Genomic DNA, 24,308 nt, shown 5'->3' with positions numbered 1-24,308 from the left:
TTCGGGGCGGACGCGGCCCGGAGGGAGGGCGCGACCCGGGTGGGGTCAGTTCGCGAGCACGGGGTGTTCGGTGAGGGCGCGCAGGAAGGCGAGTGCGGTACGGGCGGTGGCGTCGTTCTGGCTGAACGCGGGGCCTCCGGTGCGCGGCCGGGTGAAGGCGCCCGACGCGCGGGCCGTGGTGAAGGGGCCCAGGGCGAAGCGACGGGGGTGGGTGGTGCCGTCGCGGTCCTGGATCCGGCCGTCCTGCGGGGAGACCTGGAGGAGGCCGTTGCCGGTGACGGACGCCCCGTCCTCGTACAGTCCGCGCAGGAGCGGGCTGCTGGTGTGCCGGAGGGAGGGGGACGGGAGGCGTGCCTCGACGAGCGCCCGGGCCTCGGTGTGCGCGCCGGGGACGGTGGGGCTGCCGGCCCGGAAGACGCCGTGTTCCTCGTCGGTCCCGACGGTCATGTCGGCGCCCAGGAAGCGCACGACTCCCGCGCGGGAGAGCGCGAGAAGCTGTTCGAGCCGGGGGCCGGGCGGGCCGGAGGCCAGGTAGCTGAAGAACCCGTGCCAGCTGTCGCCGGTGTCTCCGAGGGCGATCAGCTGCACGTAGGCGGAGAGGAGCCCGAAGAAGACCGCGAGATCCGAGGAGTGGGCGGCGTCGTGACGGCGCGTCAGGTCCGCGGTGATGTAGTCGCGCAGGGTCTCCTGGAGGGCGTCCTGGTCGGGGAGGGTGAGCCCTTGGAGAGGCCGGTCGAGCAGCTCCAGGTCGAGCCGGTCGGCGGGGTCGGGGACGGACCGGGCGACGAGCTCGGCGCGTTCGGGGCCGTCCGGGCCGGCGGCCTCGTGACGACGCCGGAACTCGTCCCAGGAGGTGGTGGTGCGCTCGGGGTGCGCGGTGAAGAGCCGGTGGTAGTGGGCGTGGGCGAGTTCGCTCGCGATGAGCGGCCAGACATCGCGCCGGAAGTCCAACGGAGCCGGGGACGCGAGGAGTTCCTTGATGCGTTCGGGTCCGAGGTGGTGCGGGAGCGGCGGGCGCTCGCCTTCCCAGCCGTAACCGATCTTCGAGTGGTACGGGACACCGCGCCGGGACCCGACGTACAGGACGGGTTCGCGCCCGGAGGGGTGGTAGACGCCGTCCTCGTGCCGGCCGCCCCGGCCTTCGGTGAGGAGCACCATCAGGTCCACGAAGGCGAGTCCGAAGCCCCGGACGATGACGGGTTCGCCCGGGCGGAGCGCGCCGAGGTCGGTGTCGGCGGTGAAGTCGGGCGGCAGGTGGACGAGGTCGTGGCGGAGCGCGAAGGCAGCCAACTCCTTCTGCTCGTCGTCCAGTTCGGCATCGAGGTGGCCGACCGTGAGGACGACGAGGTCGGCCACGAGAGGTTCGGCGCGCCCCTCCAGCCAGACCCGCTGCCGGCCGTCGCGCGGCCCGGTGACGCGCAGCGCGCGGGTGGGGTGCTCGTGCACGGTGATCCCGGCGGGCAGGGCGGCGGCGGACTCCTCGTAGAACCAGCGCAGATAGGTGCTCTGCAGCCGGCGGGTGGGGAAGTCCTGGCCGGTCAGGGCGTGGATCTCCGCGAGGACGGCGGGCTCGGCATCGATGGTGATGCGGCCCCCTCTGACCTCCTCGGCCCAGGCGTCCAGGGCGGGCCCCGGGCGGACCGGGCCCTCCTGGCGCACCGTGTCGTCGGTGAAGACGGTGACGTCCGCGGCCATGGAGTTCATCCAGAGCAGCGGGGACTGGTCGTGGCGCCAGATGCGTCCGCCGCCGGCCGGGTGGGGGTCCACCAGGTGGATGTCCAGCGGCCGGCCCGCGTACAGCTCGTCGGCGTTGGCGGCTATGCGCTCGATCAGTCCGGTGCCGCGAGGTCCGGCACCGATGACGACGAGGGTGGGTGCGGGGGTCATCGGGCGTCCGCCGTTCCGCGTGCGTAGTAGCGCTCGACGTAGTGCTGGCCGATGCTGAGGAGGGAGGTGATGACGACGTACCAGATGGTGGCGACCAGCAGCAACGGGATGATCTCGTAGGTGCGGTGGTACACGAGCTGGACGGAGTAGAGCAGGTCCTGCACGGCGATGATGCTGACGATCGAGGTGCCCTTGAGGGTGCCGATCAGCATGTTGCCGGCGGGCGGCACGATGGACCGCATCGCCTGGGGCAGCACGATCCGGCGGAACCGGCGCCAGGGCCCGAGACCCAGTGACTGCGCGGCCTCCAGCTGCCCGCGTTCCACGGAGAGGATGCCGCCGCGCACCACCTCGGCGGCGTACGCGGCTTCGTGCAGGGTGAGCCCGACGACGGCGACGGTGACCGGGCCCAGGAGGTTCACGGTGTTGACGCCCAGGATCGTGGGGTAGAGGGCGCCGATGTTGAACCAGAACAGCAGCTGGACCAGGATCGGCGTGGACCGGAAGAGCCAGACGTAACCCCAACTGGTCGCCCGCAGTACGCGGTTGCCCGAGAGGCGCATCACCGCCAGCAGGGTCCCCAGGCCGAAGCCGAGCACCATGACGACGGCCGTCAGCCAGAGGGTGAGGCCGAGCCCGCGCAGCACGGAGTCGGTGGTGAAGTACCGGGCGACGACGTCCCATTGGAAGGCTCTGTTGCGGACGACGGAGACGAGTACGAGGCCGAGGAGGCCGAGGACGACGGCGGCGGCCACCCACTGGCCCGTGCGGCGCACCGGGACGATACGGGGGATGGTGTGCTTGCCGGCGCCCTCGGGGACGGGTGGGTCCGCCGCGGACGTGGTGCCGGAGGAGGGGGATGCGGGCGTGAGGGATTCTGTCTGCGCGGACATGCTGGGGCTCCGTGGATGCGGTATCGAACACGGGGCGCGGCTTCACAGCGGGCACGAGGCGGACCAGGCCCCTCAGCACTGGTCCGCCTATGAGATAAGCGGCGCACGCACTCCCCTGTCAAGCTTGTCCACACTGTGAGCCTCGTCCGGGGGGCAGTTGACGCACCACCGAATGCCTGTTCCACTGGGCGCATGTATTCGCAGCAGTGGCTGGTCACCCGCTCCCACATCGACTTCGGTCGTGTGTGGTCCTGTTCCTGTTGAGCTGACCCCCTGCTCCTCTCCGCACGCTCGCGCCCTCGCGCGTCTTCGAGCGTTCCTCCCCGCGTGACTTCACCCGCACGACAGCACCCTCCCCTCCCCTCGCACCGCTGACTGTCCTCCGCTCCGCCCCGCGCTGCCCTCCGGGCCGTGCAGGCGGGGCCGGTCGGCATACCCCGGCTCTCCCGTACACCGGCACCTCCCGGCACCTCGCGCACTTTCCGGCACATCCAGCACCTCCGACGAGCCCGGCACGCCCTGGCACGCCCCCGACGAATCTGGAGCAGCTCCGCCATGCCCCGCACCCGCCACACCGTCACCTTCGCCCTGATCACCGCCGCCACCCTCGCCCTCGCCGGGTGCGGAACGGGCGAGCCCGCCACGGCGAAGGCGGCCGGCACCCCCGCCCAGGACACCCCGAAGAACGACGTGGTGTCCTCCGTGAAGAAGGACGAAGCCGCCGCCGCCCTGCTGCCCGCGGACGTCCGCTCGGCGGGCACGCTGAGAATCGCCAGTACCGCCGGCTCCCCACCGAGTTCGTTCTACGAGGCCGACGGCAAGACGCTCTCCGGCGCGGACATCGACTTCTCCGACGCGGTGGCCCGCAAGCTCGGCCTGAAGCTCCACCGCGAGATCGCCTCGTTCGAGGCGATCCTGCCGGCGCTCGGCAGCGGCAAGTACGACCTGGGCACCGGGAACTTCGGTGTCACGGAGGAGCGGCGCAAGACGATCGACTTCGTCACCTACATCAACGACGGCCAGGGCTTCGCCGTACGGAACGACAGCAAGCTGAAGGCGGTCACCGACCTCACCCAGCTCTGCGGCCTGAAGGTCGCCACGGGGGCGGGGACGACCTTCGAGGTGACGCTGGAGAAGAACAAGGGCCTGTGCGACGCGGCGGGCAAGAAGCCCTACACCGTGCAGACCTTCGCCGACCAGACGTCCGTCTGGATCGGTCTGCAGCAGGGCCGGATCGACGTGGCGATGTCGACCATCAACGGGCTGCGCTACGCGGTGACCCAGCAGAAGGACGTCCGCTTCCTCAACGAGTTCAAGCGGCTCGACGTCGGCTTCGCCTTCAAGAAGGGCACCCCGCTGGCCCCCGCCTTCCAGGCCGCGGTGAACAGCCTCAAGGCGGACGGCACCTACGACCGCATCCTGAAGAAGTGGGGGACCTCCGACTCGGCGATCGCGACCTCGCAGATCTCGCCTCCCGAGATCAAGTGACGCCATGGACCAGGTGAGACCGCGGACCGGTTGAGTCCGCGGACCGGGGCGGGTGCGCGGACCGGGGCGGGTGCGCGCGGGCGGTGCCGGGGGTCGTCCCGGTGCCGCCCGCGCGTCCGCGGTTCAGCAGTCGCAACCGCAGTCGCAGTCGCAACAGCCGCATCCGTCGCCGCACCCCGAGCAGTTGGAGCAGCAGTCACAGCAGTCGCAGCAGTCACCGCCGTCCGCCTGGCTGCAGATGCCCTCGCGCCGCTGGCGCGACCAGGGGTCGTCGTAGGTGCCGCAGCACATCTGGCAGGTGCAGGCGAGCCCGGCCCAGACCAGGCAGCCGGCGACGAGCCCGCGCCGGTCGCGGGGCGGTCGGGGGGGCTCGGGCGGCGGTGCGGCGGGACCACCGGGGGCGTACGGGCCACCGGGGGCGTACGGGTTGCCGGGAGGCGGCCCGTACGCCCCCCGGTGCGCGCAGGAGTCGGTGACGAAGGCCCGGTCCACCGCGCGGCGCAGTTCGTGCACCAGCAGGACGTGTACCAGCTTGCCGTCGCTGAACTCCGCGTCGGCCAGCGCGAGACGCACCCCGCGTACCGCGTCGTCGCAGAGCCGCCGGGCCTCGGCGCGCGGGGTTCCGGTGGCGGTGAGTGGGTTCCACGCCCCCGTCTCGGCATCCGTCCGCTGGTCCTCCACGGCGTCCAGGAGGTGGGCCAGCCGCCCGAAGAGCCGCCCCGCCTCGGCGAGCGGAGCCGCGTTGCCCGGTCGTCCGGCGAGGACGGCGGTGTGCGCGAAGGCTGCGGCGGTGGCCGTCTCGGTGGGTTCGGTGACGACGAGCAACGGGGTGCCCGTCACGGCCAGCGCCTCGATCCCGGCCTGCCGGTCCACCGCGTCCACCAGGACCGCGGTGTCGAAGCCGAGGGCCGCACCGCTCCGGGCCCCGGCCCGGTCCCAGCCCGCCGCGACCCGGCGGGCGGCGGCGGCGACCGGACGGTGCGCCAGCAGCCCGTCCCGGTCGGCGACATGGTCGCGCACCTTGGCGGAAGCGAGCACGAGGGAGACGGCGGCGGCGAGCTTCGCCCCCTCCCCCATGGCCACGGGCGCGGTCCGCATGGCGCGCAGCGGGCACGGGCCGGCGGTGCGCCGTCCGGCCGGACCCGGCCCCGTCTGAGCCTCCGTCAGGACCGAGACGATCAGGCCGTCATAGTTCGTCACGATCCGGGCGAACTGTCCGTGGTCGGCCCGGAGGGCGAGGCAGAGCCCGCAGAGATGGGCCATCCACTCGGCCCTGAGCCCCTCGCTCAGCCGGTGCGTACAGGGCCTGACGATTCCGAACACGAGCGTTCCCCCCGAGAACCTGAACGACGGGGCGGCGACGTCTCGCACACCCACGCGTCGGTCATCGTACCGATCCGGTCGTTCACTCGTGCGCCCTCTACATCACCCGTACGGTCGCGAGCATCCTATTTTCTTCCTACAAGCCCCCTTATTCGGTCGGAACCCTGACGAACCGCCACATGTTCTGCATCAGTAGCGTCACGAATCGCCTGCGCGCCGACTATCCACTTGGCGCGCTATCCGCATGATGGACGACCATAGGGATACGAAAGACATGCGGAACATCAGAGAACCGCGGTGAGAGGAGGCGTCCATGGGATCGGTACGCAAGGCGAGCGCCTGGCTGGGCCTCGTGGAGGACAACGACGAGCGCTACTACGACGACGAGTACTCCGAAGGCGGCGCCGAAACGGGTACGCACGGCCAGGCATGGGTGACCGACCCCCGGGTCCAGGTCGCCTCCGAGGCGGCCGAGGAGCGGGAGCGCCGCATCGCCACGGTGACCCCGGACAGCTTCCGGGACGCACGCACCATCGGCGAGCTGTTCCGGGACGGCGTCCCGGTCATCCTGAACCTCACGGCCATGGACCCCGCCGACGCCAAGCGCGTGGTGGACTTCGCCGCCGGGCTGATCTTCGGCCTGCGCGGTTCGATCGACCGGGTCGCCACCCGGGTCTTCCTGCTGACACCTGCCCACACCCACGTGGTCAGCGGCGAAGCCTCCGGCCGGCAGACCGGCGGCTTCTTCAACCAGAGCTGAGCAGGGCGCTCACAACGACGCCCCGGACTCCGGCCCGCCGTCCCGCGCTCGGCCGGGCGGCCCTACCGGAAGGCGTCCAGGCCGGTGAGCGCCTTGCCCAGCACCAGCTGGTGCATCTCGACGGTGCCCTCGTACGTGAGCACCGACTCCAGGTTCGTCGCATGCCGCATCACCGGGTACTCCAGCGAGATCCCGTTGGCACCGAGGACGGTGCGTGAGGTGCGGCAGATCTCGATCGCTTCCCGCACGTTGTTGAGTTTTCCGAAACTGACCTGTTCCGGGCGGAGCGAGCCCGCGTCCATCCGGCGGCCCAGATGGTGGGCGAGCAGGATGCCCTTGTGGAGCTCCACCGCCATGTCCGCGAGCTTGGCCTGGGTGAGCTGGAAGCCTCCGATGGGCCGGCCGAACTGTTCCCGGGTCCGCGCGTAGTCGACGGCGGCCTCGAAGCTCGACCGCGCGGCCCCCATGGCACCCCAGACGATCCCGTACCGCGCGTGGCTCAGGCAGCTCAGCGGGCCGCGCAGCCCGCGCACGCCCGGCAGCACCGCGTCGGCGGGCAGCCGTACCCCGTCGAGCACCAGCTCGCTGGTGACGGAGGCGCGGAGCGACCACTTGTGCCTGATCTCCGGCGCGGAGAATCCGGGGCTGTCCGTGGGCACGACGAATCCCCGGACCCCCCGCCCCGCGTCGCCCTCGTCCGTCTGCGCCCAGACGACGGCGACCCCGGCGACCGAACCGTTGGTGATCCACATCTTGCGGCCGGTGAGGACCCAGTCGGCCCCGTCGCGCTTCGCGTGCGTCCGCATCCCGGCGGGGTCGGAGCCGTGGTCGGGCTCGGTCAGTCCGAAGCAGCCGATGACCTCGCCCGCCGCCATGGCGGGCAGCCACCGCTCCTTCTGCTCCTCGGAGCCGTAGCGGTGGATCGCGTACATGGCGAGCGATCCCTGCACGGAGACGAGAGAGCGGATCCCCGAGTCGGCGGCTTCCAGCTCCAGGCAGGCGAGGCCGTACTGGACGGCCGACGCGCCCGCGCAGCCGTACCCGGTCAGGGACATCCCCAGCGCGCCGAGCGAACCGAGCTCGCGGGCCAGTTCGCGGATGACGGGCAGCTCGCCCTTCTCGTACCACTCCGCGATGTGCGGCAGCACCCGGTCGGCCGCCCAGGCGCGGACGGCGGCGCGGATCGCGAGGTCCTCGGCGTCGAGGAGGTCGTCGATGCCGATCGGGTCGCCCGGGTCGAAGGGGGGCGGCGTCGGCCGGTCGTACGCGGTGCTCTGCATGGTGCCTCCGGCGGCTCGCGCGGTGTCCGGGGGCCGTGGGCCGCAGCCCGTCGGCAGTCCGGACCCCGAAAAACCAGCGGTGGTAGTCAGGCTTCGCGGCCGACGCTACGGCTCAGCGGGACGGGCGTCCAGAGCCGGTCGTCCCGGCCGGTTCGCGTCGCGCCGACGGCACCGCACGGCCGGCCGGGAGACCACCCCGCGCCCGGTGGTCCGGCGTGCGGGGGCCTGCGATCCGGGGCTCCGCCCCCGTCCGGCGGGAATCCGCCGCGCACTCCATGGAGCGCGGCAGCCGCAGCGCCGCCAGCGCGCCGAGCAGCAGCAGTCCGGCGCTGACCAGGAGGGTGAGGTGGAGACCGTGGACGAAGGCGTGCCGCGCGGTGGACCGCACCAGCCCTCCGGCCGGGCCGCCGAGCCGGTCCGCCACCTGGTAGGCCTCGCCGAGGGAGTGCGCGGCGGCGCTGCCCGCGGCGGCCGGCACGCCCTCCTCGTGCAGGGCGGCGAGGCCTGGGGCGTAGGCGGCGTTCATGACGCTGCCCAGCAGCGCGATCCCGAGCCCGGCGCCGAGCTGGTACGAGGTCTCCCCGATCGCCGCCGCACCGCCCGCGCGGTCGGCGGGGGCGTCGTTGAGCATCGACTCGTAGGCGCCGAAGAGAGTGGTCTGGAGTCCGAAGCCCAGCAGGACGAAGCCGGCCGTCATCAGCAGGGGCCGGTCGTGTCCGCCCATCGGCGTCAGCAGCAGCACCGACCCCGCCGTCAGCACGAAGCCGAGCCCGACCATCCTGCGGGGGCCGAGGCGGCGCAGCGTGTACGTGCCGGTGGCCCCGGCGGCCATGGCCGCGAAGGTCAGCGGGAGCAGCCGCAGACCGGTCCGGAGCGGGCTGAGGTCCAGGACGAGCTGGAGGTACTGGACGGCGATGAGTTCGAGGCCGACCAGGGCGAGCATGGCGAGGACGATGCAGCCGACCGCGGTCGCGAAAGCGGGCCGGGCGAACATGCCGATGTCGATCAGCGGGTGCGCGCGCCGCCGCTGCCTGCGGACGAACAGGACGAGGAAGAGCACGCCGGCCACGAGCGGGACGAGCGAGGCGGGGTCGAGGACGCCCTCTCCGGCACCCATCCGCTTGACGCCCAGGACGGCACCGAGCACCCCCGCGGCGGCCATCAGCGCGCCGAGCACGTCCCACGGGCCTTCGCCGGAGCCGCGCGACTCGGGCAGCAGCCGGCGCCCCACCGGGAGCACCAGCACCATCAGCGGGACGTTGATCAGGAAGACCGACCCCCACCAGTAGTGCTCGACGAGGAATCCGCCGATGACCGGGCCGGTGGCCGCGCCGACGGCGGCGACCGCCGTCCAGACCCCGATGGCGGCGGCCCGCTCCCGGCGGTCGGGGAAGACCTGGCGCAGGATCGACAGGGTGGCCGGCATGATCATCGCGCCGCCGACCCCGAGCAGGGCGCGGGCGGCGACGAGCATCCCGGCGCTGCCCGCGAAGGCGGCGAGCGCGGAGGCCGCGCCGAAGAGGGCGTAGCCGCAGAGCAGCACCCTCCGCCTGCCGACCCGGTCCCCGAGAGTGCCGAAGAGGATGAGGAGCGAGGCGCAGACCAGCGGGTAGGCGTCCACGATCCACAGCAGGGCCACCGGGCCGGGCCGCAGATCCTCGGTGACGGCGGGCACGGCGACGTGCAGCACGGTCGAGTCGAGCGCGACCAGCAGCAGGCTGAGGCAGAGGACGACGAGGACGACCCACCGGTTCCGGCCGGGGGCGCCCGGGGTCGTACCGTCCTCGCCCGGGGTCGTACCGGAGGCGGGGCTCTTGCCGGTGGCCGGGTGCGGGGCGCTCGGGGCCGTGTTCGTCCCGGACATCTGCGTACCTCCCATGTGTCCCTCGCGCTCGGCGGACCGGAGCGGCAGTGGTGCGCGGCGCCCCCGGGGCCCGGCATCGACGGGCGAGTGAGCCGTCAGCGTACGCGAGGGCTCCGCTGTCACACGTGGCCCAGCTCATACCCCCGGTCACGGAAGTTGTGGCGTGCGCCACACCCGCGCCCGTCCGGCGCCCGCTCCCCCCGTCAACCCGTTCCCGGGAGGACGGGGCCCCCTTCTCCGGAAGCCGGGCAGCGGCAAAAGGGCCGGGAATTACCGTCGGCGGTTTCCTCCGTGAAAGGGAGTGGCCGTCACCGCGGCTTTGACGGAACTACCCGGAAGGAGGAGAAGACCCGATCCTCCTGGTTTTCCTCCGGGGCAGGAAAACGGCACGTCCGGGGACATGGGTCACATCACATCGTCATCACAAACCCGTGGGATCGACCGGGTCACACACTCACTCGCTGTAACGTCGATTGGGTGCGTACCGACATCTTTGCCCGGCTGGACCGGGAGCCGGAACCGCCGAAGATAGAGATCCCGCGGATGAGCCGTCACCGTGTGGCCCTCTTCGGCGGGACGTTGGCGTTCTATCTCGTCATCGTCCACCTGGTCCTGATCTCGTCCTGGCTGGTGGCTCTGGACTGGAAGGTCATGCTCTTCCGGCCGTACCAGCAGTGGCCGTCGCTCCACGCCTTCCTCGACTACTACGTCGTGCTGGGGCAGCGGGGACCGACCGCGGTGATGATCGCGAGCTGGCTCGGCTGGCGTTCCTGGCGGCAGCACACCTTGCGCCCCCTGCTCACGCTGGGGGCCGCGCTGCTGCTGCTCAACATGTCGGTGGGAGGCGTCAAGATCTTCCTCGGACGGCTCGGCCCGCACTACGCGACGCAGATCGGATCGGCCGAGCTCTTCGCCGGCGGCGATATATTTCCCTCCGGCCACACCGCGAACGCCGTCGTCACCTGGGGAATCCTCGCGTACCTGGCCACCACCCCGAAGGCCCGGCGCTATCTGTCGGCCATCTCGGCGACGGTGTCGCTGGGCGTGGGTCTCACCACCGTGTACATCGGCACGCACTGGCTCAGCGACGTGCTGCTGGGCTGGGCGGCGGGGCTCCTGGTCCTGCTGGGCCTGCCCTGGGTGGAGCCGCTCATCACCCGCGCCGAGCAGCTGATCCTGGCCGCGCGCGAGCGCTGGCGGCATGAACGGCGCCGCAGGGCGGGCGCCTCCGTCCCGGTCGCCGCGGGCGGGCACCGTCCGGTGGTTCCGGCCGGTGCGAACGCCCCGGGCGAGACGGTGGCCGTGACCGTGGGGGCCGAGAGCATGCCGGGGCGCGTGCCCGCGGGAGCGCCCGCCCGCACCCGTCCGGCTCCGCACCCGGCACGTACGGAGCGCACCCCGGGGGCACCGGCCGGTTCCCGGCGGCCGTCGCATCCGGACCGGCCGCCCCGGTCCGCCGCCGCCCCGGCCCGCCCGCTGGGCGGCTGAGCGCGGGGAGTCCGCACGACGAAGGCCCCGGCTCCGGCCGGGGCCTTCGTCGCGCCCGGACCCACGTCCGGGCAGGGCGGCCGGAGCGGGTCAGCCGATCCAGCAGCGGGTCACGGTGGAGTCCTCGACCTGGAAGTTGATGCGCCCGGTGCGGAACTCCATGGTCAGGACCGTGCCCGGCAGGACGGCCCGGACCGTGGTCCAGCCGTGCGCCACGGCCCTCCGCTCGGCGGTCGTGGTGTCCAGGCCGACGTACGGTCCGGGCGGGTCGTCGGGCTGGGCGGGCGGGGTCGGTAGGGATGCCATACCGTCCACGGTAGAGCGTGCGGGGTCCCCGGGGGGAGGCTCCGGCCGCACCGGAAGCCATGTGGTCGCCCGCTCGCGAGACTCTTCCGGGTGCGGCATCGGTCACACTTGTGTCACAAGATCCACATCGGTATCCAACGCGAACCATTGGGTCGAACAAGTGGCCCGGCGCGACGGTCGAAACAATGTGGACAACGTTGCGCCGCGTGTTTCGGTGGCGGCGGGGAATTACGCCGAGGCTCCGGCCGAAGGCCTGGTTCGCGGCCTTCTCCGGAATAGCCGCGCACCGGACGACGCCGACCGGAATTCATCTGTTCTTATGCTGCTCCTACCCGCCCTCACTCATCCCTCACATCCGTCCGGCGCGTCCACTATGCGGAATGTCCAGACCTGTGCAGGGCCGAGGTCAGCAGGTCACGGGCGGCCAGGATGCGCGCGGTCAGCTCCGGGGGCTCCACGACCGCGAAATCGAACCCCGTCATCAGCACGTGGACGACGAGCACGTCCAGGCTCGCCGCTCCCGAGGTGAACAGGCAGCTGTCGGCGTCGACGGGCTCCAGCACACCCGCCGACGGGCTGATCCGGGAGGCCGCCTCCTCGGCGGAGACCATCAGCCGGACCACCCCCCTGACCGGGTAGGCGGTGGTCGAGACGCCCCGCGACACGTAGGCGGCCAGGTCCTCGGCCGGGGGCGGGCGGGGCGTGAAGCGGGAGCCGTGCGGGGGCGTCGGCGTGATCCGGTCGGCCCGGAAGGTACGCCAGTCCTCCCGGTCCACGTCCCAGGCGACCAGGTACCAGCGGCGCTCGGCGCACACCAGCCGGTGCGGTTCCGCGTGCCTGCGCGACTCGGCCCCGCCGTGGTCCCGGTAGGCGAACCGGAGTCGCCGGCAGTCCCGGCAGGCGCCCGCGAGCTCGGTCAGCAGCCCGGGGTCGACCGCGCTCCCCTCCGGCCCGGGCCCGCGCGTCATGGGCACCGTGAAGGCGCTCAGCGCGCCCACCCGGCGGCTCAGCCGGTCGGGCAGCACCTGTTCGACCTTGGCGAGCGCGCGGACCGAGGTCTCGCCGATGCCCTCGACCCCGTTGCCGGCGGCGGTGCGCAGCCCGACCACCACCGCGACGGCCTCGTCGTCGTCCAGCAGCAGCGGCGGCAGCGCCGCCCCGGCACCGAGCCGGTAACCGCCGCCCGTACCGGGGCCGGCGTGGACGGGGTAGCCGAGCTCGCGCAGCTTGTCGACGTCGCGTCGTACGGTGCGCGGGGTGACGCCGAGGCGTTCGGCCAGTTGTTGTCCGCTCCAGTCGCGGTGGGCCTGGAGGAGCGAGAGCAGGCGCAGCAGTCGTGCCGAGGTCTCCAACATGTCCGGGAGTCTGTCAGCACTCGCGGACACCCTCCGTCCGCGTCGCGGCGCCGTCACGGTGCCGCCTGCCCGTGCGGCCACGCACCGGCCGGTCCTTTCGCCCCGGACGCCCGCGTGCCCCATGCGGACCGGACGCGTCCGGACCTCCTGACGGACCGGCGAGGCGCGCCCGCCGTCGAAAACCGTACGGATGCTGCCCCCGATGCTGTACGCGGCCTTACGCGCGCGCGGAGCCGATGCCCCGGTGCCGACCGGCCCCGGTACGCCTTCCGTACGGCCCTCCGGCGACCTGCGGCAGCGGGCCGACCGGGCACGGAGCCCGTGGCACCGCCCTCGTGCGGCGGCCCCGGCCCGGGGCCGGGTGCCCGTCGCGCCCGGGGGCACGCCGTTTCGGTGCGGCTCCGGGCGTGACCCGGGCGGCGGATCGTCCGTTGTTCTTGCATGAGCCGGGACCAGCCCGGCCACGCACCGACTCCTAGGAGCGCCCCGTGCCCCGCATGCTCGACGTCAGCGAGGACGTACGCGCCGAAATCGGCGACGCCGAAGCAGACCGGCTGCTCGTCGGCGACAACGCCCCGGGCAGCTACGACTGCACCTCCTGCCGCACCCCCGGCAATTCGGACCAGGAACGCACCAGCACCGTGCTGTTCGTGGGGGACGAGACGGCCGTCCTGGCCTTCGCCCACGCCTCCTGCATCCCGTCCCAGGTCGTGCGCGTCGCCGAGGACCAGCTCCAGGGCGCGGTGCGCAGCATCACCGGCAGCGAACCGCAGAACCCGGAGGGTCTCATGCCCGAACAGGCCGTCCTCGGCATCACCAGCGGACTCGTCCTCATCGAGGACGATCTCCGCCCGGCTCTGGTGGTCGAGCCGACCGGCCCGATCGCCCGGCCCGGCACCGACGGCAGAGGGGGCGACGAGTTCCTCCAGCTGCTCCTGGAGCAGGGCTTCCGACACGCCCACGACCTCGACCGGCTGCCCGGACCGCTGCCCGGCTGGTCGGTGCTGCTGGCCATGGGCCAGCTCCACGCTGTGCTGCAGCCGGGCACCGGCGGCGGCTCCCCCGTCGCCTGGTGGCAGGCGCACCAGCCGCTCCAGGTCACCGACGGATGGCGTGCGGCGGCCAACAAGTCGCAGCATGTCCTGGTGTTCGCCGCGCCGGCCGGATCGATCGGCCAGCAGCCCCGCGAGGACCTGCTGAGGGACGCGCTGGACAAGGCGGCGGTCAACGGTCTGCTCGTCGCGGCCTCGATGCCGCTGGCCGGAACCTGATCGTGTCCACGCCTCCCGCCGGGCTCCGTCGCGTGCCGATTTCTCCTACGGGGCCGCATCCGACGGACGCCGGGGTCGTTGGCCCTTATGTGCACTCATACGATCCGCCCCGCCAGCATCTGAGCCCGATCCCCGGCATGCGCCCGTCCAGGGACTTTCCGGGGGGCTCCTCGCCCACCCCGATCTACGACGCGCTGTACTCCGAATATCTGCGGTCGTTCCGGGCGCTTCCGGGTGACCGCAGCGGCGAGGAGAGTCTGGGCTTCCTGGGCTTCGGCGGTCCGGGCAGGCTCGCCGCCCGGCCGGGGAGCTTCGGGCACGCCGCTGCCGCCGCGCAGCAGGGGCGTACGGCCGCGCAGAGCGGCGGCTCGGGCGGGGGCGGCGCCTGGCAGCGGGTGGGGCGGCACGCCGGGCGTCCGCAGCCGGCGGCTCTGCCCCCGGGCTCGCGGGAGCCCTGAGGCGGACCCTCGTGGCACCGCGCGCAGATGCTCTGCGACGGGCCCCGCGTCAGGTCCCGTACACGTGACGGAGCCCCGGACGCTTCCCTCCCGGTGAGGGGGGAGCGTCCGGGGCTCCGTCATGTTCGGGGCCGCGTGCTACTTGTTGCGGCCGCGCTTCTCGCGGACCCGCACCGAGATGTGGATCGGGGTGCCTTCGAAGCCGAACTCCTCGCGCAGACGGCGCTCCACGAAGCGGCGGTAGCCGTGCTCCAGGAACCCGGAGGCGAAGAGGACGAACCGCGGCGGCTTGGTGCCCGCCTGGGTACCGAAGAGGATGCGGGGCTGCTTTCCGCCGCGGACCGGGTGCGGGTGAGAGGCGACGATCTCACCGAGGAAGGCGTTCAGCCGGCCGGTGGGGATGCGGGTCTCCCAGCCTTCGAGAGCCGTCTCGATCGCGGGGACCAGCTTCTCCATGTGGCGGCCGGTCACCGCGGAGACGTTGACGCGCGGGGCCCAGGCGATCTGCGCGAGCTCCGTCTCGATCTCGCGCTCCAGGTAGTAGCGGCGCTCCTCGTCGAGGGTGTCCCACTTGTTGAAGGCGACGACGAGCGCGCGCCCGGCCTCCACGGCCATGGTGACGATCCGCTGGTCCTGGACGCTGATGGACTCGCTGGAGTCGATCAGGACGACGGCGACCTCGGCCTTCTCCAGGGCGGCGGCGGTGCGCAGCGAGGCGTAGTAGTCCGCGCCTTCCTGGAGGTGCACGCGGCGGCGGATACCGGCCGTGTCGATGAACTTCCAGGTGATGCCGCCGAGGTTGATCAGCTCGTCGACCGGGTCACGGGTGGTGCCCGCGAGCTCGTTGACGACGACGCGGTCCTCGCCCGCGACCTTGTTCAGCAGCGAGGACTTGCCGACGTTCGGGCGTCCGATGAGCGCGATGCGCCGGGGGCCGCCGACGGGGGTGCCGAAGCGCTGCGCCGGGGCCTCGGGCAGGGCTTCGAGGACGGCGTCCAGCATGTCGCCGGTGCCGCGGCCGTGCAGCGAGGAGACCGGGTGGGGCTCGCCGAGGCCGAGCGACCAGAGGGCGGTGGCGTCGGCCTCGCCGCTCTGTCCGTCGACCTTGTTGGCGCAGAGCACGACGGGCTTGCCTGCCTTGCGCAGCAGCCTGACGACGGCCTCGTCGGTGTCGGTGGCGCCGACGGTGGAGTCGACCACGAAGACGACCGCGTCGGCGGTCTCGATGGCGTACTCCGCCTGCGCGGCGACGGAGGCGTCGAGGCCCAGCACGTCCTGCTCCCAGCCGCCGGTGTCGACGACCTTGAAGCGGCGTCCGGCCCACTCGGCCTCGTAGGTGACGCGGTCACGGGTGACGCCGGGCTTGTCCTGTACGACGGCCTCGCGGCGCCCGATGATGCGGTTCACCAGCGTCGACTTGCCGACGTTGGGGCGGCCGACGACGGCGAGGACGGGCAGCGGGCCGGCCCCCACCTCGTCGAGAGCGCCCTCGATCTCCTCGGGGGCGAAGCCTTCCTGCGCGGCGAGCTCCATGAACTCCGCGTACTCGGCGTCGCCAAGTGCTCCGTGCTCGTGGTCCGAGCCGTCGGAGTGAATCTGGTCGTTCATGAAGTCCGTTCCTCTGTACGTCATCATCGATGGGCCGCGGTGACGCGGCTCACTACTCAGGTCTTGACCGGACGCCCGGTGAGGCGCCTGGCGTCTTCCAGGTGCGCGGCCAGCTTCCGCTGGATCCGCACGGTGGCCTCGTCCAGGGCCTTGCGGGTCCGGCGTCCGCTGCCGTCGCCGGCGTCGAACGCGTCGCCGAAGACCACGTCCACCCGGCTGCGCAGCGGGGGCAACGCCGGTATCAACCGTCCCCGGGCCTCCGTGCTTCCCAGGACCGCCACGGGGACGATCGGCGCCCCGCCGCGTACCGCGAAGTACGCCAGTCCGGCCCGCAGCGAAGCGAAGTCGCCCTCGCCCCGCGTGCCCTCGGGGAAGATCCCGAGGGCCCCGCCGTCCGCCAGTACGCCGAGCGCCTGGGTGATGGCGGTGCGGTCGGCGGCCGTACGGTCCACCTTCAGCTGCCCGATTCCGCGCAGGAACGGGTCGAGGGGGCCGATGAACGCCTCTTTTTTGATCAGGAAGTGCACCGGACGGGGCGCGGTACCCATCAGCATCGGCCCGTCGATGTTGTGCGAGTGGTTCACCGCGAGTATGACGGGTCCGGCGGACGGAACCCGCCAGGCACCGAGGACCCGGGGCTTCCACAGCCCGTACATCAGCCCGATACCGATGCCGCGCCCTACGGCCGCTCCGCGCTCGGAGGGCGCCGGGGTGGCTTCCGTCACTTCGCCGCCCGCTTCTCCTCGACGAGGGTGACGACGCACTCGATGACCTGGTCGAGGGTCAGCTCGGTGGTGTCCACCTCGACGGCGTCGTCGGCCTTGGCGAGGGGGGAGGTCTTGCGGCCGGAGTCGGCCGCGTCCCGCTTGATCAGGGCTTCCTTGGTGGCGGCGACGTCCGCGCCCTTCAGCTCGCCGCTGCGGCGGGCCGCGCGGGCCTCCGGCGACGCGGTGAGGAAGACCTTCAGGTCGGCGGCGGGCAGCACGGTGGTGCCGATGTCCCGGCCCTCCACCACGATGCCCTGTCCGGCGGACGCGGCGATGGAGCGCTGAAGCTCCGTGATCAGGGCGCGCACCTCGGGGACCGCGCTGACGGCGCTGACGTTGGAGGTGACTTCCTGCGTACGGATCGGCCCGGAGGCGTCCTCGCCGTCGACGGTGATCGTCGGGGCGGACGGGTCGGTGCCGGAGACGATCGCGGGCTTGCCCGCGGCGGTGGCGACGGCGGCCGTGTCGGAGACGTCCACGCCGTTGGCCAGCATCCACCAGGTGATCGCCCGGTACTGCGCACCGGTGTCCAGGTAGCTCAGGCCGAGCTTGGCGGCGACGGCCTTGGAGGTGCTCGACTTGCCGGTGCCGGAGGGGCCGTCGATGGCGACGATCAAGGCGGAGCTTGCGGTTTCCACGGCGGTGGGCACCTTCCTGGTACACGGGCGGGACGGGCGGGGACTGGGCCGGCCGACGTACGGCCTAGGCCAAGGTTACCGAGTGTGGGGGACACACCTGTACCCCGATCGGACGCACCCCACCGCGGACCGGGCTCCGGGCCCCGTACCCGGTGGTGTTCCGGGAGCACGGGGTGCCCCCCGGAGCCGTCCGGGGCCCAGGGCTCAGGGGCGGAGCGACCAGCCGCGCCCGGTGAGGGCGGAGCCGAGCGCGGCGGCGGCGCTGGGCTCGACCATGAGCTGGACCAGGCCCGCCTGCTGGCCGGTGGCGTGCTCGATCCGGACGTCCTCGATGTTCACCCCGGCCCGTCCCGCGTCCGCGAAGATCCGGGCCAGTTCGCCGGGGCGGTCGCTGATGAGGACGGCGACGACCTCGTACGAGGCGGGGCCCGCGCCGTGCTTGCCGGGGACCCGGACGCGGCCGGCGTTGCCGCGCCGCAGGACGTCCTCGATGCCCGCCGTGCCCGCACGGCGCTTCTCCTCTTCGGCGGACTGGAGGCCGCGCAGTGCCCGTACCGTCTCGTCGAGGTCGGTGGCGATGCCGGCGAGCACGTCGGCGACGGGTCCGGGGTTGGCGGAGAGGATCTCCACCCACATCCGGGGGTCGGAGGCGGCGATCCGGGTGACGTCGCGGATGCCCTGCCCGCACAGGCGTACGGCGGTCTCGTCGGCCTCCTCCAGCCGGGCGGCGACCATCGAGGAGATCAGCTGCGGGGTGTGCGAGACCAGGGCGACGGCCCGGTCGTGGGCGTCGGCGTCCATGACCACGGGGACGGCCTTGCAGACCGCGACCAGCTCCAGGGCGAGGTTGAGCACCTCGGTGTCGGTGTCCCGGGTCGGGGTGAGGACCCAGGGCCGGCCCTCGAAGAGGTCCCCGGTGGCGGCGAGGGGCCCGGAGCGCTCCTTGCCGGCCATCGGGTGGGTACCGATGTACGGGGTCAGGTCGAGCCCCAGCGCCTCCAGCTCGCGCCGGGGCCCGCCCTTGACGCTCGCGACGTCGAGGTAACCCCGGGCGGCGCCGTCGCGCATGGCGCCGGCCAGCACCGACGCGGTGTGCGCGGGCGGTACGGCGATGACGGCGAGGTCCACCGGCCCCTCGGGCGGCTCCTCGGTACCGGCCCCGAGCGCCGCGGCGGTGCGGGCGGACGCGGGGTCGTGGTCGGCGAGGTGGACGTGGATGCCACGGCCGGCCAGGGCGAGGGCGGCGGAGGTGCCGACCAGTCCGGTACCGATGACGAGGGCGGTTCTCACTGGGCGATGTCCTTGCGGAGGGCGGCGGTGGCGCCGAGGTAGACGTGCTGGATCCGCGCCCGGGGGAGGTCGGTCTCGATGTGCGCGAGTATCCGGACCACCCGGGGCATGGCCCCCTCGACGTCGAGTTCCTGGGCGCAGATCAGCGGGACATCGACGATACCGAGCCCGCGGCGCGCGGCGGCCGCGGGGAAGCCGTTGCGGAGGTCGGGGGTGGCGGTGAACCAGATGCTGATGAGGTCCTCGTGGCTGAGGCCGTTGCGCTCCAGCACGGCGGCGAGCAGGGCGCCCACCCGCTCGTCCATCTCCCCGGGGTCGTCCCGGTCCAGCTGGACGGCTCCGCGGACCGCTCGTACCGCCACGTCGCTCTCCCTCGCTGTTCGTCTCCGTCGACGCTCTGTGGTCAGAGTAGAGGGACGGTCCGGCGGGTGGGACCGGGGTTTCTCTCCGTGAGACGCGGGGCGCGGGTGCCCGGGTGTTTCGCGTACGGGTCCGCCACCCGGGTGGCGGCGGCCCGGTTGCTTCGCCGAGGAGACGTACGGCGCCACGATGCGTGGTGCCGGGGGCGGCTTCGCCCCCGGCGGGGACGGATACGGACGGCGCGCCGGGTGCGGACCGGTGGCGGCCGTCCGGGCGAGGGAGCGAACGATGGACACACGGCGCAGGGCGGTCCTGACGGCCACGACCGCGGGCGCGGCGGCGCTGGTGGCGGGGTGCGGGTCGTCCGGAGGCGGCGACGGGGACACCGGGAGCTCCCCGGCCTCGTCGCCGTCGGCGACGGACGGGGACACCGGGGGCACGGAATTGGCCAGGACCTCGGACATCCCGGTGGGCGGCGGGACGATCTTCAAGGACCGGAAGATCGTGGTGACGCAGCCGGAGGAGGGCGAGTTCAAGGCGTTCTCCGCGGTGTGCACCCACGCCGGCTGCCTGGTGACGAAGGTGGCGGACGGCACGATCGACTGTCCGTGCCACGGCAGCAAATACAGCATCACGGACGCGGCGGTGGAGGCCGGCCCGGCGACCCGGCCGCTGCCGGCCGAGAAGATCACGGTCAGCGGCGGCTCCATCAGAACGGCCTGAGACGGCCTGAGACGGCGGGAGACGGCCTGAGTCGGCGGGGCGGGCTTTCAAGGAGGGGCGGGCTCAAAGCTCCGGGAAGGCGTCCCCGATCATCCGAGCGGAAGGAAAAACTCGCGGCGCCCGCACCCCGCCCCCGCGTAGCCTCACGCCCATGACCAGCCCCGATGCCGCATCGCTCGTCCGCGACCACACCGTCTACTCCTGCGTGATGGGGTCGCGTGCGTTCGGGCTGGCTACCGGGGGGAGCGACATCGACCGGCGTGGGGTGTTCCTCGCGCCGACCGCCTCGTTCTGGCGGTTCGAGAAGCCGCCGACGCACCTGGACGGGCCTGCGCCGGAGCAGTTCTCCTGGGAGCTGGAGCGTTTCTGCGAGCTGGCCCTGCGCGCCAACCCGAACGTCCTGGAGTGCCTGCACTCCCCGCTGGTGGAGCGGATCGACGACACCGGCCGCGAACTCCTCGCGCTGCGGGACGCCTTCCTGTCCCGGGAGGTGTACGTCACCTTCACCCGGTACGCGACGGGTCAGCGCCGGAAGCTGGAGGCCGACGAGCGGACGCACGGTGCGCCGCGCTGGAAGCACGCCATGCATCTGCTGCGCCTGCTGATGTCCGCCCGGGACCTGCTGCGCACCGGGGTGCTCACCATCGATGTCGGCGAGCGCCGGGAGGAGCTGCTCGCGGTGAAGCGGGGCGAGGTGGGGTGGCCCGAGGTGGAGCGCCGGATGACGCGGCTGGCCGGGGAGTGCGGGGAGGCCGTCGGCCGGTCCCCGCTGCCGGACCGCCCCGACCGGGCCCGGGTCGAGGAGTTCCTCGTCCGGACCCGGCGGGCCTCGGCGCTGGGCGGCGGCCGGTAGCCGACCGGCAGAAGGGGGCGCACTCCCCCGGCCGGACCCGTACGACGCGTTCGTCCAGCGCCTCGGAGCAGGCCGGCGGGAGCCCCGCCTCCCCGCCACTCGGTGTCGCGCCTGCCCGCCCCGCGTCGCTGCCGCTCACGGGTCAAGCATCCCAGAGCGCCCCCAACGACAGCAGGTCGCTCCGGTACTCGATCCGCTCGGCCCATTCCTCGGGCCAGGCCGAGGCTCCCAGGTGCGCACCGGCGAGCGCCCCGGTGAGGCAGGCCAGCGAGTCGGAGTCTCCCCGGGTGCAGGCGGCCCGGCGCAGGGCGGTGACGGGTTCCTCGGGGAAGAGCAGGAAGCAGTGCAGGGCTGTCGCGAGGGCCTCCTCGGCGATCCAGCCGTCCCCCGTGCGCTCGCAGGGATCGGTCTCCGGGGACGGGTCGCGCAGGGCGTCCTGGACGCGGGTCAGCACCTCCAGGCACTCGTCCCAGCCGCGCTGGATGTAGGACTGGGCGGAGGCGTCGTGGGTGTGGCGCCAGAGGTCGCCGAGCCACCGCTCGTGGTAGCGGCTCCGGTTCTCGTACGCGTAGCTGCGCAGCTGTCCGACGAGGCCGAGGGGCTCGGCGCCCCCGGCCAGCAGGTGGACGGCGCGGGCCATCAGGTCGGAGGCGGCCAGGGCGGTGGGGTGGCCGTGGGTCAGGGCGGCCTGGAGCTGGGCGGCGCCCGCGCGCTGGTCGTCGCTGAGTCCCGGGACCAGCCCGACGGGGGCGACCCGCATGTTGGCACCGCACCCCTTGGAACCGGTCTGGCTGGCTTCCTGCCAGGGGCGGTCGCCGTCGAGGAGCCGGCAGGCGACCAGGCAGGTGCGGCCCGGGGCGCGGTTGTTGTCCGGCGAGTGGTACCAGTCGACGAACTCCTCCCGGACCGGACGGGCCAGTCGGAGCCCGGTGAGCAGGCCCCGGTCCATGGCGGTGCGGATGCCCCGTCCGAGGGCGAGGGTCATCTGGGTGTCGTCGGTGACCAACGCGGGCCGGGGAAGTTCCATCGCACGCCACGGGCCGCACGTGGCGAGGATGGCGGGCACGTCGTTGAACTCGGTGGGGAAGCCCAGCGCGTCGCCGAGGGCGAGTCCGACGAGCGAGCCGGTGGCGGCCTGTTTGGTGCGGGTCCTGGTGACGATCACGGAGTTCTTCCTTCCGGTCGCAGGAGCGGGGGGTGCAGGGCGGTGGCGGTGCCCGCCCGGTAGAGGGCGGCGGGCTTGCCCCGGCCCCCGGTGCGGCGCGGGGGCCCTTCGACGGCCTCGACGAAGCCGGACGTGGCGAGGACCTTGCGCCGGAAGTTGGGGCGGTCGAGCGCGGTGCCCCACACCGTTTCGTAGACCTGCTGGAGCTCGCCGAGGGTGAACTCGGCGGGGCAGAACGCCGTTGCCAGGCAGGTGTATTCGAGCTTGGAGCCGATGCGGTCGTGGGCGTCGGCGAGGATGGTGTCGTGGTCGAAGGCGAGGGGGCCGGGCACCCCGGTTTCCCCTTCGCCGAAGGCCCACCAGCGGGCGCTGACCGCGTCACCGCCGCCGCGCGGTTCGGGCAGGTCCGGCAGGAGCGCCGCGTACGCGACGGAGACGACTCGCATCCTCGGATCGCGGTCCGGTTCGGTGTAGGTGCGCAGTTGTTCGAGGTGGACCTCGCTGACGGTGTCCTCGTCCAGGCCCGTCTCCTCGGCCAGTTCGCGGCGGGCGGCCCGGGGGGCGGACTCGCGGGGGGCGACGAATCCGCCGGGGAGCGCCCAACGCCCCTTGTACGGCTCCTCGCCGCGTTCCACGAGCAGCACGTGGAGCCGCTCTTCGCGGACCGTGAAGACGGCGAGGTCGACGGTGACGGCGAACGGGGTGAACGCGTACGGGTCGTAGTCCTGCGGGGCCGCCGCGGCCCCAGGGGCCGGGGTGTTCATCGTCGCTCCGGGAGGGGCGGGTTGAAGTGCCAGCCGGACGCGAGGAGTTCGTCGACGGCTGCGACGGCGGTGGCGAGCCGCTGTTCGCGGGTTCCGGTGATCTCCACGAACCGGCGTCCGGTGCGGGTGAGTTCGGCGCGGAAGCGGCCTGTCATCCAGGGCCGCAGCTCCTCCCCGTCGCGCAGCCCGTCGTCCTCGAAGGGGACGCCCTCGTGGTCGGTGAGGAGCCACAGGTGGTGGTCGACGCGGTCGGCGGTCGCCTCGACCCGCGGGTTGCGCCCGCCGACGTACCGCTCGTGCCAGACGGTGGTGGCGAAGGAGTCGGTGTCGCAGAAGAGCACCGGCGAACCGGTCCGCGCGGCGGCCTCCTCGCGGTCGTTCTGGACGGCGGCGATCAGCGGGAAGTCGCCGGTGGTGAAGACGACGTCCTCCCACTGGGCGCCGGGGTGGTCGGCGCGCAGCGCGGCGAGTTTCTGTTCGCTGAACTCCCGCCCGTACTCCGGCACGCCGCGGGTCCGGGCCCACACCCCGCCGCGCCGGCGGTAGTGCTCGGCCAGGGCGAGCGTCAGGGTGGTGGTGCCGGTGGACTCGGCGCCGAGCACGACGACCCGGCGGGTGAGCGCGGCGCGTACCGGCGGCTCCAGGAAGTCCCAGCAGGCGACGGGGTCCTCGCGGACGGCCGTGCCGGAGACCGGGAAGACGGTGCGGTCCGGGTCGACGGAGACCGGCTCGGCGCCGAAGCGCCGGGCGAGTTCGTCGCCGTACGCCTCCGAGGAGAAGACGGCGTCGACCCGTTCGGGGACGGCGGCGGTGAACACCGCCATGTGCGCGTCCCAGACCGCGGGGTCGTGGACGTCCATCCGTATGTCGTCCACGGCTCCCACGACCGTGGCGGCGGGGTGCGTCTCGCGCATCCAGGCCACCCGGTCGGCGAGCGGCACCGATTCGACCCCGGCGGCGCAGACGAGCACGGTGAGCCGCTCGCAACGGTCCTGGGCGGTACGGACGAGGTGGTGGTGGCCGGCGTGCGGCGGGTAGAACTTGCCGAGCACCAGGCCGTGGGCGTACTTCTTCACGCCGCCACCTCCGTGCGCCCGGCCGGACGGTCTCCCACGCCCGGGTCCGCCGCGAGGTCGCGCCGCCAGGAACGCAGCCCGGCCACGCAGAGTGCGAGGAAGCCGACGTAGAGCAGCGAGGTCAGGTAGAGGCCCTTGTGGGCGTAGAGCGGGATGTAGACGAGGTCGGCGGCGATCCAGAGCCACCAGGACTCGACCCGTTTGCGGCTCTGCCCGTAGGTCGCCATCAGGGAGAGCGCGGTCGTCAGCGCGTCCCAGAACGGCACGGTCGAGTCGGTGACGCGGGCGAGCAGGAGGGTCAGCGCGAGGGTCCCCACCGCCCCCGCCGCGAGCAGCCAAATCCATTCGGCGCGCGGCGTACCGCGCACCGGCAGGACGGGTGCCCCTGGTCCACCCCCGTGGGTCCAGGTCCACCAGCCGTACGCGGCGAGGGCGATGAAGACGATCTGGAGTCCGGCGTCGGCGTAGAGGCCGGACTGTGCGAAGAGCAGCACGAAGAAGAGGTTGTTGGCAATGCCGACCGGCCAGTTGGCCAGGTGCTGGCGCACCACGAGCCAGACGCAGAGGGCCCCGCTGCCGAATCCGAGCACCTCGGTCCAGCTGACCGGGGTGTCCAGCCAGGTCACCAGGGGTTGCTGCAGGGGGTCGAGAACATCCGCGAGACTCACGCCCGCCTCCTTAATGGTCACTC

At 72.9% G+C, this 24,308-nt stretch carries 23 protein-coding genes; 7 read left to right on the top strand and 16 right to left on the bottom strand.

Annotation, left to right across the window (positions count from 1 at the left end):
- Positions 1-45 precede the first annotated feature (45 nt).
- A complete protein-coding gene (locus ACFZAX_RS31470) occupies positions 46-1,887 on the bottom strand; it encodes an FAD/NAD(P)-binding protein (RefSeq protein WP_390965734.1) in 1,842 nt (613 codons plus the stop codon).
- Positions 1,884-2,780, bottom strand: coding sequence for an ABC transporter permease subunit (locus ACFZAX_RS31465; RefSeq protein WP_390965732.1), 897 nt, complete (start codon positions 2,778-2,780; stop codon positions 1,884-1,886). The genes ACFZAX_RS31470 and ACFZAX_RS31465 overlap by 4 nt, the downstream gene beginning before the upstream one ends.
- 555 nt (positions 2,781-3,335) lie before the next feature.
- Here ACFZAX_RS31465 and ACFZAX_RS31460 point away from each other — a divergent pair.
- Positions 3,336-4,268, top strand: a complete 933-nt coding sequence (locus tag ACFZAX_RS31460) for a transporter substrate-binding domain-containing protein (RefSeq protein ID WP_390965730.1) — start codon at positions 3,336-3,338, stop codon at positions 4,266-4,268.
- A 123-nt stretch (positions 4,269-4,391) separates the two neighbouring features.
- Here the strand turns inward: ACFZAX_RS31460 and ACFZAX_RS31455 are convergent, their stop codons facing one another.
- Positions 4,392-5,591: a DUF5685 family protein gene (locus ACFZAX_RS31455; RefSeq protein ID WP_390965728.1), complete on the bottom strand. Its 1,200-nt coding sequence runs from the start codon at positions 5,589-5,591 to the stop codon at positions 4,392-4,394.
- A gap of 313 nt (positions 5,592-5,904) precedes the next feature.
- Between ACFZAX_RS31455 and ACFZAX_RS31450 the strand changes: the two genes are divergently transcribed.
- Complete coding sequence (locus ACFZAX_RS31450) at positions 5,905-6,351, top strand: cell division protein SepF (protein ID WP_390965727.1); 447 nt, start codon at positions 5,905-5,907, stop codon at positions 6,349-6,351.
- Positions 6,352-6,413: 62 nt separating this feature from the next.
- On the opposite strand, the gene ACFZAX_RS31445 is transcribed toward ACFZAX_RS31450, so the two are convergent.
- Together ACFZAX_RS31445 and ACFZAX_RS31440 are read right to left on the bottom strand one after the other, a co-directional pair.
- On the bottom strand, positions 6,414-7,631 hold the full coding sequence (locus ACFZAX_RS31445) for an acyl-CoA dehydrogenase family protein (protein ID WP_390965725.1): 1,218 nt from the start codon (positions 7,629-7,631) through the stop codon (positions 6,414-6,416).
- Between the two features lie 112 nt (positions 7,632-7,743).
- Complete coding sequence (locus ACFZAX_RS31440; RefSeq protein WP_390965723.1) at positions 7,744-9,495, bottom strand: MFS transporter; 1,752 nt, start codon at positions 9,493-9,495, stop codon at positions 7,744-7,746.
- 477 nt (positions 9,496-9,972) lie between these two features.
- Here ACFZAX_RS31440 and ACFZAX_RS31435 point away from each other — a divergent pair, with 477 nt between their 5' ends.
- Complete coding sequence (locus ACFZAX_RS31435; RefSeq protein ID WP_390965721.1) at positions 9,973-10,983, top strand: phosphatase PAP2 family protein; 1,011 nt, start codon at positions 9,973-9,975, stop codon at positions 10,981-10,983.
- A gap of 90 nt (positions 10,984-11,073) precedes the next feature.
- Here ACFZAX_RS31435 and ACFZAX_RS31430 read toward each other — a convergent pair whose 3' ends face one another.
- Both ACFZAX_RS31430 and ACFZAX_RS31425 read right to left on the bottom strand, forming a co-directional pair.
- The gene (locus tag ACFZAX_RS31430; RefSeq protein WP_390965719.1) at positions 11,074-11,289 is read right to left on the bottom strand and encodes an I78 family peptidase inhibitor; all 216 of its coding nucleotides are present in this window, start codon (positions 11,287-11,289) and stop codon (positions 11,074-11,076) included.
- Between the two features lie 371 nt (positions 11,290-11,660).
- On the bottom strand, positions 11,661-12,644 hold the full coding sequence (locus tag ACFZAX_RS31425) for a WYL domain-containing protein (protein ID WP_390965717.1): 984 nt from the start codon (positions 12,642-12,644) through the stop codon (positions 11,661-11,663).
- A gap of 488 nt (positions 12,645-13,132) precedes the next feature.
- On the opposite strand from ACFZAX_RS31425, the gene ACFZAX_RS31420 reads away from it, so the two are divergent.
- Together ACFZAX_RS31420 and ACFZAX_RS31415 are read left to right on the top strand one after the other, a co-directional pair.
- Positions 13,133-13,915 carry a hypothetical protein gene (locus ACFZAX_RS31420; protein ID WP_390965715.1) on the top strand — a complete coding sequence of 261 codons (783 nt, stop codon included), beginning with the start codon at positions 13,133-13,135 and terminating at the stop codon, positions 13,913-13,915.
- A gap of 137 nt (positions 13,916-14,052) precedes the next feature.
- Positions 14,053-14,373 (top strand): hypothetical protein, encoded by a 321-nt coding sequence (locus ACFZAX_RS31415; protein ID WP_390965713.1) that lies wholly within the window; start codon positions 14,053-14,055, stop codon positions 14,371-14,373.
- Between the two features lie 138 nt (positions 14,374-14,511).
- Here the strand turns inward: ACFZAX_RS31415 and der are convergent, their stop codons facing one another.
- The 5 genes from der to aroH form a co-directional block, all read right to left on the bottom strand.
- Positions 14,512-15,981: a ribosome biogenesis GTPase Der gene (gene der / locus ACFZAX_RS31410; RefSeq protein ID WP_390965711.1), complete on the bottom strand. Its 1,470-nt coding sequence runs from the start codon at positions 15,979-15,981 to the stop codon at positions 14,512-14,514.
- 56 nt (positions 15,982-16,037) lie between these two features.
- Positions 16,038-16,706, bottom strand: a complete 669-nt coding sequence (locus ACFZAX_RS31405; RefSeq protein WP_390965709.1) for a 1-acyl-sn-glycerol-3-phosphate acyltransferase — start codon at positions 16,704-16,706, stop codon at positions 16,038-16,040.
- The gene (gene cmk, locus ACFZAX_RS31400) at positions 16,703-17,398 is read right to left on the bottom strand and encodes a (d)CMP kinase (protein ID WP_390965707.1); all 696 of its coding nucleotides are present in this window, start codon (positions 17,396-17,398) and stop codon (positions 16,703-16,705) included. Before cmk ends, ACFZAX_RS31405 begins: the two co-directional genes overlap by 4 nt.
- Positions 17,399-17,590: 192 nt before the next feature.
- Entirely contained in the window at positions 17,591-18,676 is a 1,086-nt protein-coding gene (locus ACFZAX_RS31395; protein WP_390965705.1) for a prephenate dehydrogenase, read from the bottom strand.
- The gene (aroH, locus tag ACFZAX_RS31390; protein ID WP_390965704.1) at positions 18,673-19,038 is read right to left on the bottom strand and encodes a chorismate mutase; all 366 of its coding nucleotides are present in this window, start codon (positions 19,036-19,038) and stop codon (positions 18,673-18,675) included. Before aroH ends, ACFZAX_RS31395 begins: the two co-directional genes overlap by 4 nt.
- A gap of 286 nt (positions 19,039-19,324) precedes the next feature.
- On the opposite strand from aroH, the gene ACFZAX_RS31385 reads away from it, so the two are divergent.
- Complete coding sequence (locus ACFZAX_RS31385; protein WP_390965703.1) at positions 19,325-19,759, top strand: Rieske 2Fe-2S domain-containing protein; 435 nt, start codon at positions 19,325-19,327, stop codon at positions 19,757-19,759.
- A gap of 151 nt (positions 19,760-19,910) precedes the next feature.
- Positions 19,911-20,612 (top strand): DNA polymerase beta superfamily protein, encoded by a 702-nt coding sequence (locus tag ACFZAX_RS31380; protein ID WP_390965702.1) that lies wholly within the window; start codon positions 19,911-19,913, stop codon positions 20,610-20,612.
- A 142-nt stretch (positions 20,613-20,754) separates the two neighbouring features.
- Here ACFZAX_RS31380 and ACFZAX_RS31375 read toward each other — a convergent pair whose 3' ends face one another.
- From ACFZAX_RS31375 to pnuC, 4 genes are read right to left on the bottom strand one after another with little or no spacing between them, the layout of a single operon-like run.
- Positions 20,755-21,777 (bottom strand): ADP-ribosylglycohydrolase family protein, encoded by a 1,023-nt coding sequence (locus ACFZAX_RS31375; protein WP_390965701.1) that lies wholly within the window; start codon positions 21,775-21,777, stop codon positions 20,755-20,757.
- Entirely contained in the window at positions 21,774-22,541 is a 768-nt protein-coding gene (locus ACFZAX_RS31370; protein WP_390965700.1) for an NUDIX domain-containing protein, read from the bottom strand. Before ACFZAX_RS31370 ends, ACFZAX_RS31375 begins: the two co-directional genes overlap by 4 nt.
- Positions 22,538-23,617 (bottom strand): AAA family ATPase, encoded by a 1,080-nt coding sequence (locus ACFZAX_RS31365; protein WP_390965699.1) that lies wholly within the window; start codon positions 23,615-23,617, stop codon positions 22,538-22,540. The genes ACFZAX_RS31370 and ACFZAX_RS31365 overlap by 4 nt, the downstream gene beginning before the upstream one ends.
- Positions 23,614-24,285: a nicotinamide riboside transporter PnuC gene (gene pnuC, locus ACFZAX_RS31360; RefSeq protein WP_390965698.1), complete on the bottom strand. Its 672-nt coding sequence runs from the start codon at positions 24,283-24,285 to the stop codon at positions 23,614-23,616. Before pnuC ends, ACFZAX_RS31365 begins: the two co-directional genes overlap by 4 nt.
- Positions 24,286-24,308 lie beyond the last annotated feature (23 nt).

It is taken from the genome of Streptomyces sp. NPDC008125, assembly GCF_042957125.1.
Lineage (GTDB): Bacteria > Actinomycetota > Actinomycetes > Streptomycetales > Streptomycetaceae > Streptomyces.
Note: the sequence above shows the minus strand (reverse complement) of the source record. Positions and strands in the feature narration are given on the sequence as shown.

Excerpts from the sequence above, each read along its gene's own strand:
- ACFZAX_RS31470 (WP_390965734.1), bottom strand. The coding sequence starts at position 1,887 with ATGACCCCCGCACCCACCCTCGTCGTCATCGGTGCCGGACCTCGCGGC.
- ACFZAX_RS31465 (WP_390965732.1), bottom strand. The coding sequence starts at position 2,780 with ATGTCCGCGCAGACAGAATCCCTCACGCCCGCATCCCCCTCCTCCGGC.
- ACFZAX_RS31460 (WP_390965730.1), top strand. The coding sequence starts at position 3,336 with ATGCCCCGCACCCGCCACACCGTCACCTTCGCCCTGATCACCGCCGCC.
- ACFZAX_RS31450 (WP_390965727.1), top strand. The coding sequence starts at position 5,905 with ATGGGATCGGTACGCAAGGCGAGCGCCTGGCTGGGCCTCGTGGAGGAC.
- ACFZAX_RS31445 (WP_390965725.1), bottom strand. The coding sequence starts at position 7,631 with ATGCAGAGCACCGCGTACGACCGGCCGACGCCGCCCCCCTTCGACCCG.
- ACFZAX_RS31440 (WP_390965723.1), bottom strand. The coding sequence starts at position 9,495 with ATGTCCGGGACGAACACGGCCCCGAGCGCCCCGCACCCGGCCACCGGC.
- ACFZAX_RS31430 (WP_390965719.1), bottom strand. The coding sequence starts at position 11,289 with ATGGCATCCCTACCGACCCCGCCCGCCCAGCCCGACGACCCGCCCGGA.
- ACFZAX_RS31425 (WP_390965717.1), bottom strand. The coding sequence starts at position 12,644 with ATGTTGGAGACCTCGGCACGACTGCTGCGCCTGCTCTCGCTCCTCCAG.
- ACFZAX_RS31415 (WP_390965713.1), top strand. The coding sequence starts at position 14,053 with ATGCGCCCGTCCAGGGACTTTCCGGGGGGCTCCTCGCCCACCCCGATC.
- der (WP_390965711.1), bottom strand. The coding sequence starts at position 15,981 with ATGAACGACCAGATTCACTCCGACGGCTCGGACCACGAGCACGGAGCA.
- ACFZAX_RS31385 (WP_390965703.1), top strand. The coding sequence starts at position 19,325 with ATGGACACACGGCGCAGGGCGGTCCTGACGGCCACGACCGCGGGCGCG.
- ACFZAX_RS31380 (WP_390965702.1), top strand. The coding sequence starts at position 19,911 with ATGACCAGCCCCGATGCCGCATCGCTCGTCCGCGACCACACCGTCTAC.
- ACFZAX_RS31370 (WP_390965700.1), bottom strand. The coding sequence starts at position 22,541 with ATGAACACCCCGGCCCCTGGGGCCGCGGCGGCCCCGCAGGACTACGAC.